Annotated in this window: 18 protein-coding genes; 17 read left to right on the top strand and 1 reads right to left on the bottom strand. The window is 46.3% G+C overall.

Going from position 1 to position 15,702, the window contains the following annotated elements:
- Positions 1 to 92: 92 nt before the first annotated feature.
- From rpsA to MKY44_RS17655, 14 genes are all read left to right on the top strand, one after another.
- Positions 93 to 1,307: a 30S ribosomal protein S1 gene (rpsA, locus tag MKY44_RS17720; RefSeq protein WP_036607712.1), complete on the top strand. Its 1,215-nt coding sequence runs from the start codon at positions 93 to 95 to the stop codon at positions 1,305 to 1,307.
- Positions 1,308 to 1,492: 185 nt separating this feature from the next.
- Positions 1,493 to 2,815: a ribosome biogenesis GTPase Der gene (gene der / locus MKY44_RS17715; RefSeq protein WP_047843568.1), complete on the top strand. Its 1,323-nt coding sequence runs from the start codon at positions 1,493 to 1,495 to the stop codon at positions 2,813 to 2,815.
- Positions 2,816 to 2,826: 11 nt separating this feature from the next.
- The gene (gene plsY, locus MKY44_RS17710; protein WP_076209908.1) at positions 2,827 to 3,450 is read left to right on the top strand and encodes a glycerol-3-phosphate 1-O-acyltransferase PlsY; all 624 of its coding nucleotides are present in this window, start codon (positions 2,827 to 2,829) and stop codon (positions 3,448 to 3,450) included.
- Positions 3,443 to 4,483: an NAD(P)H-dependent glycerol-3-phosphate dehydrogenase gene (locus MKY44_RS17705; RefSeq protein WP_211083487.1), complete on the top strand. Its 1,041-nt coding sequence runs from the start codon at positions 3,443 to 3,445 to the stop codon at positions 4,481 to 4,483. The genes plsY and MKY44_RS17705 overlap by 8 nt, the downstream gene beginning before the upstream one ends.
- Positions 4,484 to 4,586: 103 nt before the next feature.
- Positions 4,587 to 4,862 (top strand): stage VI sporulation protein F, encoded by a 276-nt coding sequence (locus MKY44_RS17700; protein ID WP_017687687.1) that lies wholly within the window; start codon positions 4,587 to 4,589, stop codon positions 4,860 to 4,862.
- A gap of 173 nt (positions 4,863 to 5,035) precedes the next feature.
- On the top strand, positions 5,036 to 5,215 hold the full coding sequence (locus MKY44_RS17695) for a DUF2768 family protein (RefSeq protein WP_017687688.1): 180 nt from the start codon (positions 5,036 to 5,038) through the stop codon (positions 5,213 to 5,215).
- Between the two features lie 83 nt (positions 5,216 to 5,298).
- Positions 5,299 to 5,916, top strand: coding sequence for a hypothetical protein (locus MKY44_RS17690; RefSeq protein ID WP_341008042.1), 618 nt, complete (start codon positions 5,299 to 5,301; stop codon positions 5,914 to 5,916).
- Between the two features lie 18 nt (positions 5,917 to 5,934).
- Positions 5,935 to 6,285: a 2Fe-2S iron-sulfur cluster-binding protein gene (locus MKY44_RS17685; protein WP_341008041.1), complete on the top strand. Its 351-nt coding sequence runs from the start codon at positions 5,935 to 5,937 to the stop codon at positions 6,283 to 6,285.
- 46 nt (positions 6,286 to 6,331) lie between these two features.
- Positions 6,332 to 7,111 carry a hypothetical protein gene (locus MKY44_RS17680; protein ID WP_341008040.1) on the top strand — a complete coding sequence of 260 codons (780 nt, stop codon included), beginning with the start codon at positions 6,332 to 6,334 and terminating at the stop codon, positions 7,109 to 7,111.
- 454 nt (positions 7,112 to 7,565) lie between these two features.
- Entirely contained in the window at positions 7,566 to 9,044 is a 1,479-nt protein-coding gene (spoIVA, locus tag MKY44_RS17675; protein WP_017687692.1) for a stage IV sporulation protein A, read from the top strand.
- Between the two features lie 217 nt (positions 9,045 to 9,261).
- Positions 9,262 to 10,359, top strand: coding sequence for a sugar ABC transporter substrate-binding protein (locus tag MKY44_RS17670; RefSeq protein ID WP_341008039.1), 1,098 nt, complete (start codon positions 9,262 to 9,264; stop codon positions 10,357 to 10,359).
- Positions 10,360 to 10,472: 113 nt separating this feature from the next.
- The gene (locus tag MKY44_RS17665; protein WP_341008038.1) at positions 10,473 to 11,990 is read left to right on the top strand and encodes a sugar ABC transporter ATP-binding protein; all 1,518 of its coding nucleotides are present in this window, start codon (positions 10,473 to 10,475) and stop codon (positions 11,988 to 11,990) included.
- Positions 11,987 to 12,973: an ABC transporter permease gene (locus MKY44_RS17660; protein WP_017687695.1), complete on the top strand. Its 987-nt coding sequence runs from the start codon at positions 11,987 to 11,989 to the stop codon at positions 12,971 to 12,973. Before MKY44_RS17665 ends, MKY44_RS17660 begins: the two co-directional genes overlap by 4 nt.
- A 217-nt stretch (positions 12,974 to 13,190) precedes the next feature.
- On the top strand, positions 13,191 to 13,463 hold the full coding sequence (locus MKY44_RS17655) for an HU family DNA-binding protein (RefSeq protein WP_024630670.1): 273 nt from the start codon (positions 13,191 to 13,193) through the stop codon (positions 13,461 to 13,463).
- A 66-nt stretch (positions 13,464 to 13,529) separates the two neighbouring features.
- Here the strand turns inward: MKY44_RS17655 and MKY44_RS17650 are convergent, their stop codons facing one another.
- Positions 13,530 to 13,691, bottom strand: coding sequence for a hypothetical protein (locus tag MKY44_RS17650; protein WP_341008037.1), 162 nt, complete (start codon positions 13,689 to 13,691; stop codon positions 13,530 to 13,532).
- Between the two features lie 147 nt (positions 13,692 to 13,838).
- Here MKY44_RS17650 and mtrB point away from each other — a divergent pair, with 147 nt between their 5' ends.
- The 3 genes from mtrB to MKY44_RS17635 all read left to right on the top strand — a co-directional run bounded on the left by mtrB (position 13,839) and on the right by MKY44_RS17635 (position 15,698).
- A complete protein-coding gene (mtrB, locus tag MKY44_RS17645) occupies positions 13,839 to 14,060 on the top strand; it encodes a trp RNA-binding attenuation protein MtrB (RefSeq protein WP_017687697.1) in 222 nt (73 codons plus the stop codon).
- A gap of 121 nt (positions 14,061 to 14,181) precedes the next feature.
- Complete coding sequence (locus MKY44_RS17640) at positions 14,182 to 14,733, top strand: hypothetical protein (protein WP_076209915.1); 552 nt, start codon at positions 14,182 to 14,184, stop codon at positions 14,731 to 14,733.
- A 101-nt stretch (positions 14,734 to 14,834) separates the two neighbouring features.
- Positions 14,835 to 15,698 carry a heptaprenyl diphosphate synthase component 1 gene (locus MKY44_RS17635; protein WP_253501387.1) on the top strand — a complete coding sequence of 288 codons (864 nt, stop codon included), beginning with the start codon at positions 14,835 to 14,837 and terminating at the stop codon, positions 15,696 to 15,698.
- Positions 15,699 to 15,702 lie beyond the last annotated feature (4 nt).

Below are 15,702 nucleotides of genomic sequence, written 5' to 3'. Positions count from 1 at the left end.
ATGCTTGAGCACTCAGTGATGAAAGTGTTTTGAACTCTGCTACAGGCAGGTTTGAATATAATGGGGTTTTTGAATTGAGGAGGGTATTTGACATGTCGGAAGAAATGAAAAATCAAGAAGCAACCCAAGATGAGTTGGATCAATTCGTTTCCTTGAAAAAAGGAGATACCGTAAAAGGAACCATCGTCAAATTGGAAGATAACCAAGCCTATGTGAGCATTGGATATAAATATGACGGTGTCATTCCAATTCGTGAACTGTCTTCATTACATGTTGACAGCGCGTCTGACGCAGTAGAAGTTGGACAAGAAGTTGAAGCTAAAGTTCTTAGCATCGACGACGAGAAAGAAAAACTCGTTCTGTCCAAACGTGCAATCGACAGCGAAAACGCATGGGATCAATTGCAAAAGCATTTTGAAGACCAAGACGTATTCGAAGTTGTTGTAGGTGATGTTGTTAAAGGCGGTCTGGTAGCAGACGTGGGCGTACGTGGATTTATCCCGGCTTCCATGGTTGAACGCCATTTCGTTGAAGACTTCAGCGACTACAAAGGACGCACACTGCGTGTTAAAGTGAAAGAGATCGACCGTGAGAACAACAAAGTGATCCTTTCCCAAAAAGACGTACTGGAGCAAGAATTCGAAGCAAACAAAGCTACAGTAATGGCTGGTTTGCAAGAAGGTCAAGTGATCGAAGGTACAGTACAACGTTTGACTCAATTCGGTGCATTTGTTGATGTGGGCGGAGTTGACGGTTTGGTTCACGTATCCGAGCTGGCTTGGACACACGTTGAAAAACCATCCGACGTACTGTCTGAAGGTGATAAAGTTAGTGTGAAAGTGCTGAAAGTTGACCCTGAAAAAGGCAAAATCAGCCTGAGCATGAAAGCTGTTCAACCAGGTCCTTGGGAAACAGCAAGCGAAAAATTCAATTCCAGCGATATCGTAACAGGTGTTGTAAAACGTCTGGTAGACTTCGGTGCATTTGTTGAAATCGCTCCTGGTGTTGAGGGACTTGTGCATATCTCGCAAATCTCCCACAAACACATCGGCACTCCTCATGAAGTGTTGAAAGAAGGACAAGAAGTTCAAGTTAAAATCTTGGACATGAACCCTTCTGAGCAACGTGTAAGCTTGAGCATCAAAGAAACAGAAGAAGCTCCAGCTCAACCACAAAAATCAGAAAGACCTTCAAGAAACAACGCTCCGCGTGAAGAAATCAACAATCCAAACGTTTCCTTGAACAATCAAGGTATGAGCACTACGCTTGGCGAACTGTTTGGAGACAAACTCAGCAAATTCAAATAAGTTAACAATGCATGGTTCTAAGTTATATACTGCATATTTTGCTGAATAACAAAAGCAAGATCGGCGAGCCCCAGGCGGGTTCGCCGATTGTTTTTATTGCGAGTAATTTGGCATGAAACGTTAGCCAAGACATATCTTTTTTGCTATGATGAGTATCGTAAGTATGGACAGGAGGAGTGGAATGTATGGCAAGACCCGTTGTGGCAATTGTCGGACGACCGAACGTGGGTAAATCCACCATTTTCAATCGGATCATCGGCGACAGACTGGCCATTGTGGAAGACAAGCCGGGCATTACCCGTGACCGCATATATGGAATCGGTGAATGGAACGGTAAACCATTTAGTATCATTGATACAGGTGGTATCGAAATTGATGGTGAAGATGTAATTTTAAAATCGATTCGGATGCAAGCAGAGCTCGCTATTGAAGAAGCGGATGTTATTGTATTCATGTGTGATGCAAAAGCAGGTATTACGCAATCGGATGAAGAGGTAGCAGAGATGCTCTACCGCTCAGGCAAGCCTATTGTTGTAGCCGTTAACAAAGTGGATAATATCGGACGAAGTGAGCTCATTTATGAGTTTTATGGATTTGGTTTCGGTGATCCCATCGGCGTATCCGGAAGTCACGGTACAGGTGTAGGTGACTTGCTTGATGCAATTGTGGAGAAGTTGCCAGAACTTGAGGAAGAGACTTACGATGAAGATGTCATTCGTGTAGCTCTGATCGGACGTCCTAATGTAGGTAAATCTTCACTGGTGAACGCTATTCTGGGTGAAGAGCGTGTCATTGTAAGTGACGTGGCTGGAACGACCCGGGATGCGATTGATACACCTTTTGAAAAAGACGGCCAACGTTACGTGCTGATTGATACAGCAGGTATGCGTAAGCGTGGTAAAGTATATGAAACAACTGAGAAATACAGTGTAATGCGTGCGATGCGTGCGATTGAGCGTGCAGATGTTGTTCTGATTGTCATTAATGGTGAAGAAGGCATTATTGAACAGGACAAGCATATTGCAGGATATGCATTCGAAGCTGGTAAAGCGTCATTGTTTGTTGTGAACAAATGGGACGTGGTAGAGAAGCATGACAAAACGATGAAAGAATTTGAGAGAAAAATTCGGGATCACTTCCTGTTTATGACTTATGCTCCGGTCGTATTCTTGTCAGCCCTCACAAAACAACGCTTACAAAAACTGTTGCCGGTTGTGCAACGTGTAGCAGAGCAACACACGTTACGTGTGCAGACACATCTGCTTAACGATGTGGTGTCTGATGCGGTTGCAATTAATCCTCCGCCAACAGATAAAGGACGGAGAATGAGAATTAACTATGTGACTCAGGTTGCAGTTAAACCGCCGACCATGGTTATTTTTGTGAACGACCCTGAGTTGATGCACTTCTCATATGAGCGCTATCTGGAGAATAAAATCCGTGCAGCGTTTGATTTCGAAGGAACACCAATTCGCATATTTACTCGGAAGAAGTCCGACGAAAGTTAGGGGAGAAGTGTGTGATTTTACAAATCGCAGCGATTGTACTGAGCTATTTGCTCGGTTCGATCAGCTTTAGTGTCCTCCTTGCCAAAGCGATACGGGGGATCGATATTCGTCAGCACGGAAGCGGAAACGCGGGAGCTACCAATACATTGCGTATTTTGGGTAAAGGACCGGCAATTGCTGTTCTGTTACTTGATGTACTTAAGGGTGTTGCAGCTGTATGGATTGGAATCTGGCTGAGTGACGGTTCTGCCTGGATTCCTGCACTCAGTGGTATAGCAGCCATTGCAGGACATAACTGGCCGCTATACTTCCATTTTCGTGGAGGAAAAGGCATTGCCACAGCCATTGGTGTTCTGGTGAGTCTTGCTTTCCTACCTGCGTTATGTGCTGGGGTGATCGCCATTCTGTCTATTGTATTGACACGCTATGTTTCATTGGGGTCTCTGATTTTTGTAGCATTTACACCCATCTTTATCTTGGTATTACCCGGATATTCAATGAATATCTTCTGGGGGAGTCTGATTATTTGTCTGTTTGCGTTCTGGAGACATCGTACCAATATTGCGAAGCTCGCCAAAGGACAGGAAAATAAATTGGGATCGAAAAACCCTGGAGGGGGTAAACGAGTTGTCTAAAAAAGTTGCTGTTCTGGTCGCTGGGAGCTGGGGAACGGCTCTGGCCAGTGTACTCGCCGCCAATCAGTTGGACGTGATGATGTGGACACGTGGTGAAGACCAGGCTAACGAAATCAATAACAAGCACACTAATACTCGCTATCTTCCGGATGCGGAGCTTTCAACACGGATTCAAGCAACAACTGATATGGAAGCTGCGGTGGAAGGCGCTATAGCTGTGTTAATTGTTGCGCCTTCTTCAGCCATGCGTGCGGTTACGAACCAGCTTAAGGCTTATTACAAGCCTGAGATGTTAGTCATTCATGCAACCAAAGGTTTTGAGACAGAAAGCCTGAAACGGATGTCCACAGTCATTTCAGAAGAGCTTGAATGTGAAGAAGGACGTGTGGTTGTTCTTTCTGGCCCAAGCCATGCGGAAGAAGTGGTGAAGCGTTGTCCAACGACAGTGGTTGTAGCTTCACTGGATAAGGCATCTGCCGAGTCTGCCCAAGCTTTGTTTATGAATGCCTATTTCCGGGTTTACACGAATCGGGATATGATCGGTGTTGAGCTGGCGGGCGCATTCAAAAATATCATTGCTCTTGGTGCAGGTATGTCGGATGGTCTTCAATTTGGTGATAATGCCAAAGCTGCTTTGCTAACACGCGGTTTGGCAGAGATCACACGTATTGGTGTTGAGATGGGAGCAAATCCGCTAACGTTTTCGGGACTTGCTGGAATCGGGGATCTGGTTGTAACGGCTACAAGTCAGCACAGTCGGAACTGGAGAGCAGGTTCCATGTTGGGCCAGGGACAGAAGCTGGATGATGTTCTGAAGTCCATGGGCATGGTGGTAGAAGGCATTCGAACTACGCAAGCTGCCTATTTCATCTCCCAAAAATACGGAGTGCAAATGCCAATTGCGGATCAGTTATATCACGTTTTATTCCAGGAGAGACAGCCACGTGATGCGGTTGAAGCCTTGATGGGACGTGACCCGAAGACTGAAATGGAAGTCATGAAGCTTGAAACCTGGGAGCAGTGGCATTCCTGATTGTAATCAGCCTAAACGTACCTTGTGAAATAAGAAGCTTATTCACCTTTTCTGTAGCAGACTCATACTATACACATGAGTATTGCCGGAGGAGGGGAGACGAATGGGTAACAACATTTCCAAAGATGCACTGAATGCAATCAATAAGAAAACGGGTAAAACGATAACGGAAGGTGCCGTTAAGAAATTGGCAAGCACGGTGAAACCAACGACGATTCAGAATGAAGCTCAGTTGCGCCAATTGATCAAACAAGTATCCGCCATGGCGAAAGTCCCGGTATCTGAGGATACGGTTAAGGATATTGTGAGTGCGGTCAAGAAAAGCGGATTGAATCCGAGCAGTATGGAATCGTTAATGAAAATGATGATGAAAAAATAATAGATCACACCCGCTTGTGCAGGTGATCCAGTAAGACAAAAAGACGAGTCGGCTTCTGCCGGCTTGCTTTTTTGTCTTTTTTTTGGAAAGTTGAGCTGAATTTCGTGTTATAATGGTTGCAATTGTCACAGTGTCAGTGATGAATATCGGACTGAAGGGGAGACTGTTGGATTATGAGCGCAATGGACAAGATGTGGCTGTCATTGGTGGCCATCCTCATTATGGGACTATCTGTATTCCTGATTACGTTTGCTCGTGCCAAAACAAAAGGTATTGTACGGGGGATTCTTTCTCTGATTGCATTTTTGATTATGCTGATTGGCTTTTTCGGTGGAATCGCTTCTCTGACCTGATTTCCCATGCCTGAAAGATAACATCCGCATAAGCACATCATAAGAACTGACACAATGAACACGGATGAGGGGAGTGTGAGCCTATGGGGCCGCATGATACGGAGGGTCGGACAGAGCGTTATCCGGAATTACACGCGGCTTTGCTGGAAACGGCCAAAGCCTGGAACACACAGCCGCAGACATGGTTACTTGGAGGGAGTTGTGGGTTGCTGCTTCAAGGGGTGGAGTTGCAACAGGCTCCGAGAGATATTGATATCTATGCGGATGTTGCTGCTGCTAAGGAACTTCACCTTAGCGCTCCGGGGGAAATGCTTGACGAGCCTACAGTGGACAAGACAGGACCGTATGCTTCTCTGTTGAGCCACTATCAGGTGGGTGAATGTGCGCTGGAACTGGTTGGTGGTTTCGAAATATGGGCTCGCAAAAGTTGGTACCGTATCGAGATTGAACATGTACTTGCTCCGCATGCACCAGTAGCACAAGTGGGTTCATATAGCCTGCGACTGATGCCGCTTGCGCATGAGCTGTTGTTTAATCTGCTGCGAGGTCGTGAAGATCGTTATGTCCCCATTGCGACACAGATGCGCGTGCAGCCAGATGCACATCAACCTATAATGATGCTTTTAAGTCAACAGAATGTATGGACAAACCGCTTCAGAGCCGAAGTGGAAGAGCTTGTTGGCTTTACATGGCCCCAGTAGGTTGAGGGAGGAAAATTGATGGACTATAAAGTTGCTTTTTTACCTATGAACAAATCGATAGCGCTCAAACCAGGGGCAACACTTCTGCATGCAGCACGACGTGCTGGAGTCAAGATTACGACCCGATGTGATGGTAAAGCGGCTTGCCTGATGTGCAAAGTCAATGTGGATGAAGAACATCGGGCGGAACTGTATCCACCAACAGATGCAGAAAAGCGCAAGCTGGGTTCACTGTTGGAAGCAGGTATAAGACTGTCCTGTCAGGCCAAGGTGTGTGGATCTCTATCGGTTCATGTTCCAGAGGACCCGCTGAAGGCAGCCATTCGGAAACAACTGGAACGTCAACAACAGGAAGACGACTGGTTCTGAGCGTTATGAAATTGATTCTCTAATGAGTTATTCAAGGAGGACACGAATGATTAGGAACAAGCCAAAATGTGTGGAAGGAAGCGGACGGCAGCGTCTGAAACATCAGACGGGCGGTCTGCTGTTATTCTTGTTGTTTGCTTTTACAGCAACTGGTTGTATGTATCCATCCCAGAGCAATTCGGACCCTAAGATAGCCTATCGGGAAAGCGTGAGCCGTATCCAGAGTGCTGTCGAGGCATTCCAGCAAGATGAGGGGATTTTGCCAATCATCAATGCAGATATGGAAACGCCAAAATATGAAAAGTTCAGAGTGGATCTGCCCAAGTTGAAACAACTGGGGTATCTGGATGAAATACCGGGGACTGCTTTTGAAAGTGGTGGGAGCGCTTACTTCCTTATTCAGGACGAAGAAGTGAATCCGACCGTTAAAGTGATGGATCTTCTGACCGTACAGAAAGTAAACGATGTGCAACGAATGGTTAATCAATATAAGTCCGTACATAACAATAAGCTGCCAAGCGGGGAAGAAATGTATCCGGGGTTATATGCTGTGGATATGGAGCAGGCTGCTCAGGCAGGTATTCCTTCCATTACGCTGAATAGTGTATATTCAGGTCAGGCCTTACCTTTTGTGATGGATGACGAAGGCAAGGTCTATGTAGATTATGCTTTTGATATTATGCAGGCAGTGGAAAAGTCTGACGTGTCTCCAACAGAGACTGAAGATGTTCGGGATTTGCTGGTGGAACACTCCTACTTCGTACCTGTAAAATCGGTTTTCTACGCTTGGAAAAATAATGCGCCGGTTGCCCAGCCAATAAAATAAGCATGGTTGCAATTCAAATGATTTAGCTGTATGCCCACCAAGGCTCTAATGGTTCAAAAAGAGATATTCCAAATAAGGGATATCTCTTTTTTCTTTTGTCAGTATGAGCAATAACCGTCATAAAAGCTTCACGGATCACATAAAGTAGATTGAAATAAAGACGCGCAGTCCGAGATCGGGGGATTCTCCTAATGTCATCGCCATAAGATAAAAAAACAAAAATACGCGTCATATTGCCGCATACGGATACATAAGATGATACTAGTCCAATTGCATGTACGAGTTAACGCCGCTCTCGCCGGTTTCATCAGAATGCAACGTTCGGCGGCGGACGACTTCCGGGCACTCACAAAGGCGGCTCTACCGTTGCAGGGATTTCAGTCTTCTGATTGAAAAAACGAAGCGGATGCTCTTTAGCATTTTTCCTTCGGAGTAATTTAGGGAGGGGATTTCATTGGAGAAAGTGGACATTTTTAAGGACATAGCTGAGCGGACCGGAGGGGATATTTATCTCGGGGTTGTCGGCGCAGTCCGGACGGGAAAATCAACATTTATTAAACGATTCATGGAAACGATCGTATTGCCTAACATCGCAAGCGAGGCTGATCGTGCCCGTGCAGTGGATGAACTTCCACAGAGTGCAGCAGGTAAAACCATCATGACTACCGAACCAAAATTCGTACCAAATAACGCAGTCCAGATCAAGGTGGCAGAAGGACTCGATGTCAATGTGCGTCTTGTGGATTGTGTAGGTTACGCGGTGGAAGGAGCCAAGGGATACGAGGATGAGAATGGTCCACGCATGATCTCCACGCCTTGGTTCGAGGAACCAATTCCATTCCAGGAAGCCGCCGAGATTGGTACTCGCAAAGTCATTCAGGAGCATTCTACACTGGGTGTTGTGGTAACAACAGACGGCACAATTGCCGAAATTGCCCGCAGTTCCTATGTGGAATCTGAAGAACGGGTCATTGCGGAATTAAAAGAAGTGGGTAAACCGTTTGTCCTGGTCATCAACTCCACTCGTCCTCGCAGTGAAGAAGCCCTGCAATTGCGTAGTGAGCTTGCTGCCAAATACGACATTCCGGTGATGACACTCAGTGCAGCGACCATGACGGAAGATGATGTGACGGGTGTACTTCGTGAAGTGCTCTATGAGTTCCCTGTGCATGAAGTGAATGTAAACTTGCCGAGCTGGGTTATGGTACTCAATGAGACTCACTGGCTGCGTAGCAACTACGAAAACTCCGTACGAGATACCGTTAAGGATATTCGCAGACTTCGTGACGTGGATCGGGTTGTCGCTCAGTTCATGGAATATGAATTCATTGATCGCGCAGGCCTGAGTGGCATGAATATGGGGCAGGGTGTAGCCGAAATAGACCTGTACGCACCGGATGAGCTGTATGATCAGATTCTCGTGGAAGTGGTTGGCATCGAGATTCGCGGTAAGGATCATCTGCTGCAATTGATGCAGGAATTCTCGCATGCGAAGAGAGAATATGACCGCTTCGCAGAAGCGCTGGAGATGGTCAAAACGACCGGATACGGCATTGCTGCTCCATCTCTTGCCGAGATGGCTCTGGATGAACCTGAGCTCATTCGTCAGGGCACCAAATTTGGCGTACGTCTGAAAGCAACGGCACCGTCCATTCACATGATCCGGGTTGATGTGGAATCGGAGTTCGCTCCAATCATCGGTACGGAGAAACAAAGTGAGGAACTGGTGAGATACCTGATGCAGGATTTCGAGAACGACCCGATCAAGGTATGGGATTCAGACATGTTTGGTCGTTCGCTGCACTCCATTGTGCGAGAGGGGATTCAGGGCAAAATTGCCATGATGCCGGATAATGCAAGATACAAATTGCAAGAGACGCTTGGAAGAATCATTAACGAAGGTTCGGGCGGCTTGATCGCTATCATTCTGTAAGACATCAAAAGACCGTAAGGGGGCATCCCCTCGCGGTCTTTTTTACGTGATTTCTTTATTTTGGATGAAATGGATAGGAAGAATAGTGCTTTCGAAAAAACTTAGCGAGTTTTAGCTTTAAATTGCTAAAACCCATTTACATACTAGGGATTAGCCGTTATATTAATATTCAACTATTGTGATCGAGATCACAGAGAGTGGACAGGGGGATACAGAGATGAAAAGAAAAGAGACTAAATGGGTATGGTTGAGTGTGTTATTAGTATTTACATTGGCGCTGTCCGCTTGCGGAATCAAAAAAGAACCGGCAGCAACTCCGGCTTCGGGTGCATCAGATGATACACCAAAAACGGAAGCAGTTACAGGCCCTCTAAGCGGCAAACGGATTGCACTTATTATGGAGTTTAATACAGGTACTTTCTCGCAGCAATATGTACAAGGTGTAAAAGAAGAAATCGAAAAATTCGGTGGAGAACTGACAACGTTTGTTGCCGATAATGACAAAGCAAAGATGGTATCCTTGCTTGATAGCGCTATTAACCAGAAATTTGATGCCATTCTCACGGATCATGGGGATTCCCTATTAGAGCCAGGCGTGAAGAAGGCAGTAGAACAGAATATTCCAGTGGTCGTGTTTGACGCAGCTATCAGTGTTCCAGGAGCCACAGTCCTGTCGCAGGATGACCAGAAGATGGCTGAGCTGACGCTGGAGCAAATGAAAAAAGATATCAATGGACAAGGTAATATTGTCAAAGTATGGGTAGCTGGTTTCGCACCGATGGAACGCCGTCAGATTGCATACGGTGAATTCATGAAAGCAAATCCGGACATCAAGGAAATAGCTACATTCGGTTCCGCACAGAACCCAGCGCTGGATACTCAAGCCAAAATGGAAGCTATTCTCAAGCAGTATCCAAAAGGTGAGATTACAGCTGTATGGACTGCATGGGATGAGTTCGCCAAAGGGGCAGCGCGTGCGATTCAACAAGCTGGACGTGATGAGATCAAAGTGTATGGTATCGATATGAGTGACGAAGACCTGCAAATGATTCAGGACCCGAAAAATCCTTGGGTAGCTTCAGCTGCTGTTGATCCAACAGATATTGGTCGCGTCCAAGTACGTTATGCTTATCAGAAACTGAACGGGGACGAGACAGAAGATGCAGTTGTTCTTAACCCGGTCTATGTTCAACGTGAAGCTCTGCCAGATAAACAAATCTCCACTTCGGAGCTGTCAGAGTTCGTTGAAGGTTGGGGTGGCAGCACACAAGGAATCCAGGACTGGATGAGCGAATACGGAATTACTGCTAAATAAGCAGCGTATGGGAAGCGCGCCGCAAGGCGCGCTTTTTCAAACATAAATGAAGGTATGTGGGTCTGGAAGAAAAAAGGGATGCTCCCGGAAGGGAACGATTGGAGGTTAACATCATGAGGACTGCACCGATACTGCTTCACATGGAACATATCCACAAGCAGTTTTCAGGTATTCCTGCACTGAAGGATGTGGATTTCTCTGTAAAAGGCGGGGAGATTCATGCGCTGCTGGGTGCCAATGGTGCCGGTAAAAGCACGTTAATGAAAATTTTATCTGGTGCCTATCCATTGGATCAGGGGACGATCCAATTGAGTGGACAAGCTCTTCACCTGAGTTCTCCGGGAGACGCGAAGGCAAATGGGATTCACTGTGTCTATCAGGAAGTGGACGCGGCACTGGTGCCACAGCTGACGGCTGCGGAGAACATTATGTTGGATCAGTTGGCTTCATCTGCTGGAGGTTGGTGGAAAAGTCCACGGAAGCTGCAACAGCGCGCGGTTGAGGCGTTGAAGCAATTAGGGGCGGACATATCCGTTCACCAAAAAGTGGCCGATCTGACGCTTGCAGAAAAACAGATGATTTTGCTGGCACGGATTTTGATTCAGGATGCCAAAGTCATCATTTTTGATGAACCGACTGCACCGCTGAGCCAGGAAGAAACGGATGCATTTTTCCGGATTGTTCATCTCCTGAAGGATCGGGGCGTAGCTTGTATTTTCATTACCCATCGTCTTGCTGAAGTGACGGGTCACTGTGATCGCGTTACGGTTATGAGAGATGGGCAGCATGTATTTACCGGTGAAGCAAAGGGACTGACGATCAACGATTTGGTTACACAGATGCTGGGCAAACCATTCGAAGAAGAGTTTCCAAAGACGGAAGCGCCCGTGGGGGAGCTGCTGTTGGAGGCACGTGGGCTTCGTCGTGGAGTGAAAGTCAAAGGTGTTGACCTCTCTGTACGCCGAGGTGAAGTCCTCGCTGTGGTGGGTCTGGTAGGCGCGGGTAAAACGGAAAGCTCTCGTTTGCTGATTGGTGCAGATCGGCTGGAGGGAGGCGAGATCCGGCTTAACAACCGTAACCTTCGCCTGTCTCAGCCTGCGGATGCGGCGGCTTTGGGGATTGTTTCTGTACCGGAGGAGCGACGTAAACAAGGGATACTGATTCAGGAGAACGTGGAACGGAATTTAAGTCTGCCTTTGCTAAGCCGTCTTAGTACATTAGGTTTCGTAAGCCGCAAGCGGGAACGTCTGAATGCAGAGTCATTGGTGAAACAGCTTGGAATTAAAACATCGTCCGTGAAACAGGAAGTGAAATATCTAAGCGGTGGTAACCAGCAGAAGGTAGCCATTGGTAAATGGCTTAATGCGGATGCGGATGTATTTATATTTGATGAGCCAACCAAAGGCGTAGATATCGGGGCAAAAAGTGACATTTTCCGCATCATCAATGAACTGGCTTTGGCGGGCAAGGGTGTAATCTATTTCACCTGTGAACTGGATGAAGGCATGGGAATTGGTGACCGAATCGCTGTCATGTGTGAGGGTGTTATCGTAAAAGAGTTCAAACGATGCGAGACTAACCAAGAACAGCTGCTATACTATGCAAGCGGTGGACAAGAGGTGCAATCATGAAGGATAAATCACTGGATTTTGCGTTCCGTTACGGGGCGATTATAGTCATCATAGGTGTTATCGCATTTTTCGGCATTAAATTGCCTTATTTCTTTACGTACAGTAACTTGACCGATATTTTGGGCTCGATCTCTATCGTTACGTTTGTAGCGATCGGTGTCACGTTATCTCTCATTGTTGATGGATTTGATCTCTCGGTTGGGGCGACTGTCTCATTAACTACCGTTGTTACTGCTTCGTTAATGATTTGGTATCAACAACCACTGGCAATTGTAATTATTGTGCCACTAATCATTGGCGCTGTTATTGGTTTACTGAACGCTTTGCTGATCGTAAAATTGCGTATTCCGGATTTGCTCGCAACCCTTGCGACGATGTACATCATCGGAGGTATTCACAAAACGTATGCACAGGGATATACCATTTACAATCACATGCAGTTCCCTGACGGGAGCAAAGCTGCGGGAGAGATGGACCCGACATTCCTGCTTATAGGGCAGGGTAAATGGCTTGGTATGCCGATATCAGTTATCATGCTACTTATTGCGGTAATAGGTGTGCATATCTTTTTGACGTATACGAAATATGGTCGCCAGATGTACATTACAGGTGGTAATGAGGAAGCTGCGCGGTTGTCTGGAATCAAGGTGAAAAAGGTGCGTACACTCGCCTATGTAGCCGCTGGAGTGTTTGCAGCAATCGGGGGTATCATCTATGCCTCCAAAGTAGGATCCGGTCAAATTGATGCGGGATCACCGTTGTTAATGGAATCCGTAGCTGCAGTATTTGTCGGTTTCTCTGTGTTTGGTGCGGGTAAACCCAATGTCATCGGAACCTTCATTGGTTCGGTTCTGATTGGTGTACTTGTGAACGGTTTAACGATGATGAACGTACAGTATTTCACACATGATATTGTAAAAGGTGGGGTTCTCGTGCTTGCCCTGGCGGTTACATTTTACGTCTTAAACCGCAACCGGACTTGAAATTGTGGGCTGTCTGTATTAGTATGAAATTTGTTCGGCGTCTGAAATGCCCGTGGTTTCAGACGACATTCTGCCGAAAATGACTGTTGACCGCAGGCGGAGATTTGTGTTCAGCGCTCAAGATGTACGTAGATTTTTTGCGTATGAACGTATATTTCGCTATAAAACGGAAACACAGTATAACATTCAGGACATTGATACAGGAGGTGAAAAACAAATGAACAAATCAGACTTGATTACACATGTATCTGAAGCGACTGAATTGTCCAAGAAAGATGTAACGAAAGCGGTTGATGCCGTATTCGAAGCAATCTCTGAGGCTCTTCAAAGCGGAGATAAAGTACAATTGGTTGGTTTTGGGAACTTCGAAGTTCGCGAGCGCTCTGCACGTAAAGGACGCAACCCGCAAACAGGTGAAGAAATCGAAATTCCTGCGAGCAAAATTCCTGCATTCAAACCAGGTAAAGCGCTCAAAGACGGAATTAAATAAGATTTCTACATATTCCATATGTCGACAAAAAGACCGTGACTTGTTCACGGCCTTTTCTTTTGCCCTTTAACGATGATTCTTGCGGCTATCCGAGTGCTCAGGATCCTCCGGTTGCCCGGTATAAGCAACCAGAATCAGTTCTTCGCCAGCAGCTGCAGACAGATGCTGTTCGATTTCTTTTAACTGATGAATATGCTCGTCTGTAAGTGCGGCAGGGGTGTACTTCATGCAGATTCTCCTTTCTGTGGCTGTACAACTGTAGTATGACCCGAGGGTAGCCGATTCTTACGGTTCATTCGTATAAGGCGCAGGTTGACAAATGAAACAATCTTAATCATCATTAACGCTATCGAACTAAAGAAGGGGACATGCGTGATGGATCATCCAACCGGCAATGATTATATTGTAATTAAGGCAGAGGAAAATGGTGTCCAGGTGATCGGATTAACCCGAGGTCAGGATACACGTTTTCACCACACCGAGAAATTGGACAAAGGTGAAGTGATGTTCGCCCAATTTACCACCCATACTTCAGCTATTAAAATCCGGGGCAAAGCCACGCTGATTACCAAGCATGGACAGATTGAATCGGAGTAATGGACAGATTGAATACATTCAAATGAAGATTGCAGGCATAGCCTGCTTTTTTTCATTGTACAATGAGGTATGAGCCTTTACCGGACAGACTACACTAACAGGTAAAGGCAGGGAGGCGTATATGAAACCGCGGATGATTGTTACTGCTTCAATGCTGGCAACGGTTGCGGCGGTCTTTCTGCTTGTTGCGATACAAACCTTACATATGCGTACATGGGGCGGGGACAACGTACAGCCTGCCTCTGCATCACATCATCCAGTTCAGCTAACGAATGACAATCTGGTTGATGTGCTAAGTTCCATGCAACTATCAACTCCCATTGCAAGAGTGGAATGGAAACAGTCCATTTTGACACTGGACCTCAAAGTTAAAGGAACGGGTACAAGTTACACTGAAATCTATGAGAACATGGCAGCTGTGGCGGATCTGGGCTTTCGGAGTCTGGATAACGTGGATCAGGTGCTGCTACGTGTGATGGCAGAAGATGAATGGATGCATAAACGACATCTGTTACTTGCTGCTGATATTCGGCGTGGAGAGTGGCCTCTGTATGCGATTGAAACATTACGGAACTGGAAAAGTGCGGCCTTTTCGGATGAATTGAAGGACTGGTTTCATTTGATGGAGACCGAACTCTGGAAGAAGCAATTCGAAATGACAAGTCAGGGGTAATAGAATAGCAGGATTCAGTGCGTGCCCGTTCAACATATGCTATAATATATAAGATTGTAGTGCAGAAATGGTTTAACAATGTTAAGGCTCGGAGGCTGAGAATGAATTCATATCGCGTACCCCAACTAGCAAAGAAATATACGGATTACGACATGATTCGACAACATACGGAAATCCCATCATTTCCGGATAGCCGGGCACGTCTGTTGCAGGTATTTGTGGGCCGCACAGACGAAAAGGTGCATCAAGAGTTATATGCTCTTGCAACTTCGCTCGTTCAGTTGGCCATGGATACGCATGATCGAATCGATACCATTTCCGGTGAGCGGAAAGAGCAGGAGATGCGTTCACGTCAGTTGAATGTACTCGCCGGGGATTATTTAAGTAGCCGTTTTTATCAATTGCTTGCCCAAGCGGGCAGAATTGAAATGATTGGAAAACTCAGTGGTGCTGTATCCGGAGTGAACGCACGCAAGATGACGCTGTATGAACGGATGAAGAAGCTTCTCGTTTCGGCTGACGAATACTTGCGTGAAACGGTACAGCTGAGGATGCAGCTGTTTCTTTCATTTACAGGCATGATTCAACATAACGAAGAGTCATTATGGAACAGCCTGTTGACCGAATTCAGCTCCTGCGAAACGATCGTGGAAGAACTGAAGCGGATGAATGACGCAAAACAATATCTTCACAGCTATGCATACTGGCACATATACGAGCATGGTAATGACGATGAGCGCAATGTGTTGCGTCAGTCTGAACCGGATGCACGTGCATGGAACGCTATGGTGCTGAAGCATAGGGTTGGCGAGGTTTTGCTGGACAAGCTTCGCGAGTGTACACACCGCATTCAACTGTTGTTGCAAGACGAGGAAGGGCGGATGGGCTTGCATGAGATACACGCAATTCTAGAGCCTTACTTGGCATATTTGCAGCCTTCACATGCGGCAGTAAGGGAAGATTGAGGGG

Origin of the sequence: Paenibacillus sp. FSL R7-0026 (assembly GCF_038004485.1) — a bacterium.
In the GTDB taxonomy this organism is placed as follows: Bacteria; Bacillota; Bacilli; order Paenibacillales; family Paenibacillaceae; genus Paenibacillus; species Paenibacillus xylanexedens_A.
The sequence above is the reverse complement of the archived record's forward strand: the minus strand, read 5'-3'. Positions and strand labels throughout refer to the sequence as shown.

Coding starts and splice junctions, on each gene's coding strand:
- MKY44_RS17685 (WP_341008041.1), top strand. CDS start 5,935: ATGGACTATAAAGTTGCTTTTTTACCTATGAACAAATCGATAGCGCTC.
- MKY44_RS17665 (WP_341008038.1), top strand. CDS start 10,473: ATGAGGACTGCACCGATACTGCTTCACATGGAACATATCCACAAGCAG.
- MKY44_RS17660 (WP_017687695.1), top strand. CDS start 11,987: ATGAAGGATAAATCACTGGATTTTGCGTTCCGTTACGGGGCGATTATA.
- MKY44_RS17695 (WP_017687688.1), top strand. CDS start 5,036: ATGAGCGCAATGGACAAGATGTGGCTGTCATTGGTGGCCATCCTCATT.
- der (WP_047843568.1), top strand. CDS start 1,493: ATGGCAAGACCCGTTGTGGCAATTGTCGGACGACCGAACGTGGGTAAA.
- MKY44_RS17655 (WP_024630670.1), top strand. CDS start 13,191: ATGAACAAATCAGACTTGATTACACATGTATCTGAAGCGACTGAATTG.
- MKY44_RS17640 (WP_076209915.1), top strand. CDS start 14,182: ATGAAACCGCGGATGATTGTTACTGCTTCAATGCTGGCAACGGTTGCG.
- MKY44_RS17680 (WP_341008040.1), top strand. CDS start 6,332: ATGATTAGGAACAAGCCAAAATGTGTGGAAGGAAGCGGACGGCAGCGT.
- MKY44_RS17700 (WP_017687687.1), top strand. CDS start 4,587: ATGGGTAACAACATTTCCAAAGATGCACTGAATGCAATCAATAAGAAA.
- rpsA (WP_036607712.1), top strand. CDS start 93: ATGTCGGAAGAAATGAAAAATCAAGAAGCAACCCAAGATGAGTTGGAT.
- MKY44_RS17670 (WP_341008039.1), top strand. CDS start 9,262: ATGAAAAGAAAAGAGACTAAATGGGTATGGTTGAGTGTGTTATTAGTA.
- MKY44_RS17650 (WP_341008037.1), bottom strand. CDS start 13,691: ATGAAGTACACCCCTGCCGCACTTACAGACGAGCATATTCATCAGTTA.
- MKY44_RS17635 (WP_253501387.1), top strand. CDS start 14,835: ATGAATTCATATCGCGTACCCCAACTAGCAAAGAAATATACGGATTAC.
- MKY44_RS17690 (WP_341008042.1), top strand. CDS start 5,299: ATGGGGCCGCATGATACGGAGGGTCGGACAGAGCGTTATCCGGAATTA.
- mtrB (WP_017687697.1), top strand. CDS start 13,839: ATGGATCATCCAACCGGCAATGATTATATTGTAATTAAGGCAGAGGAA.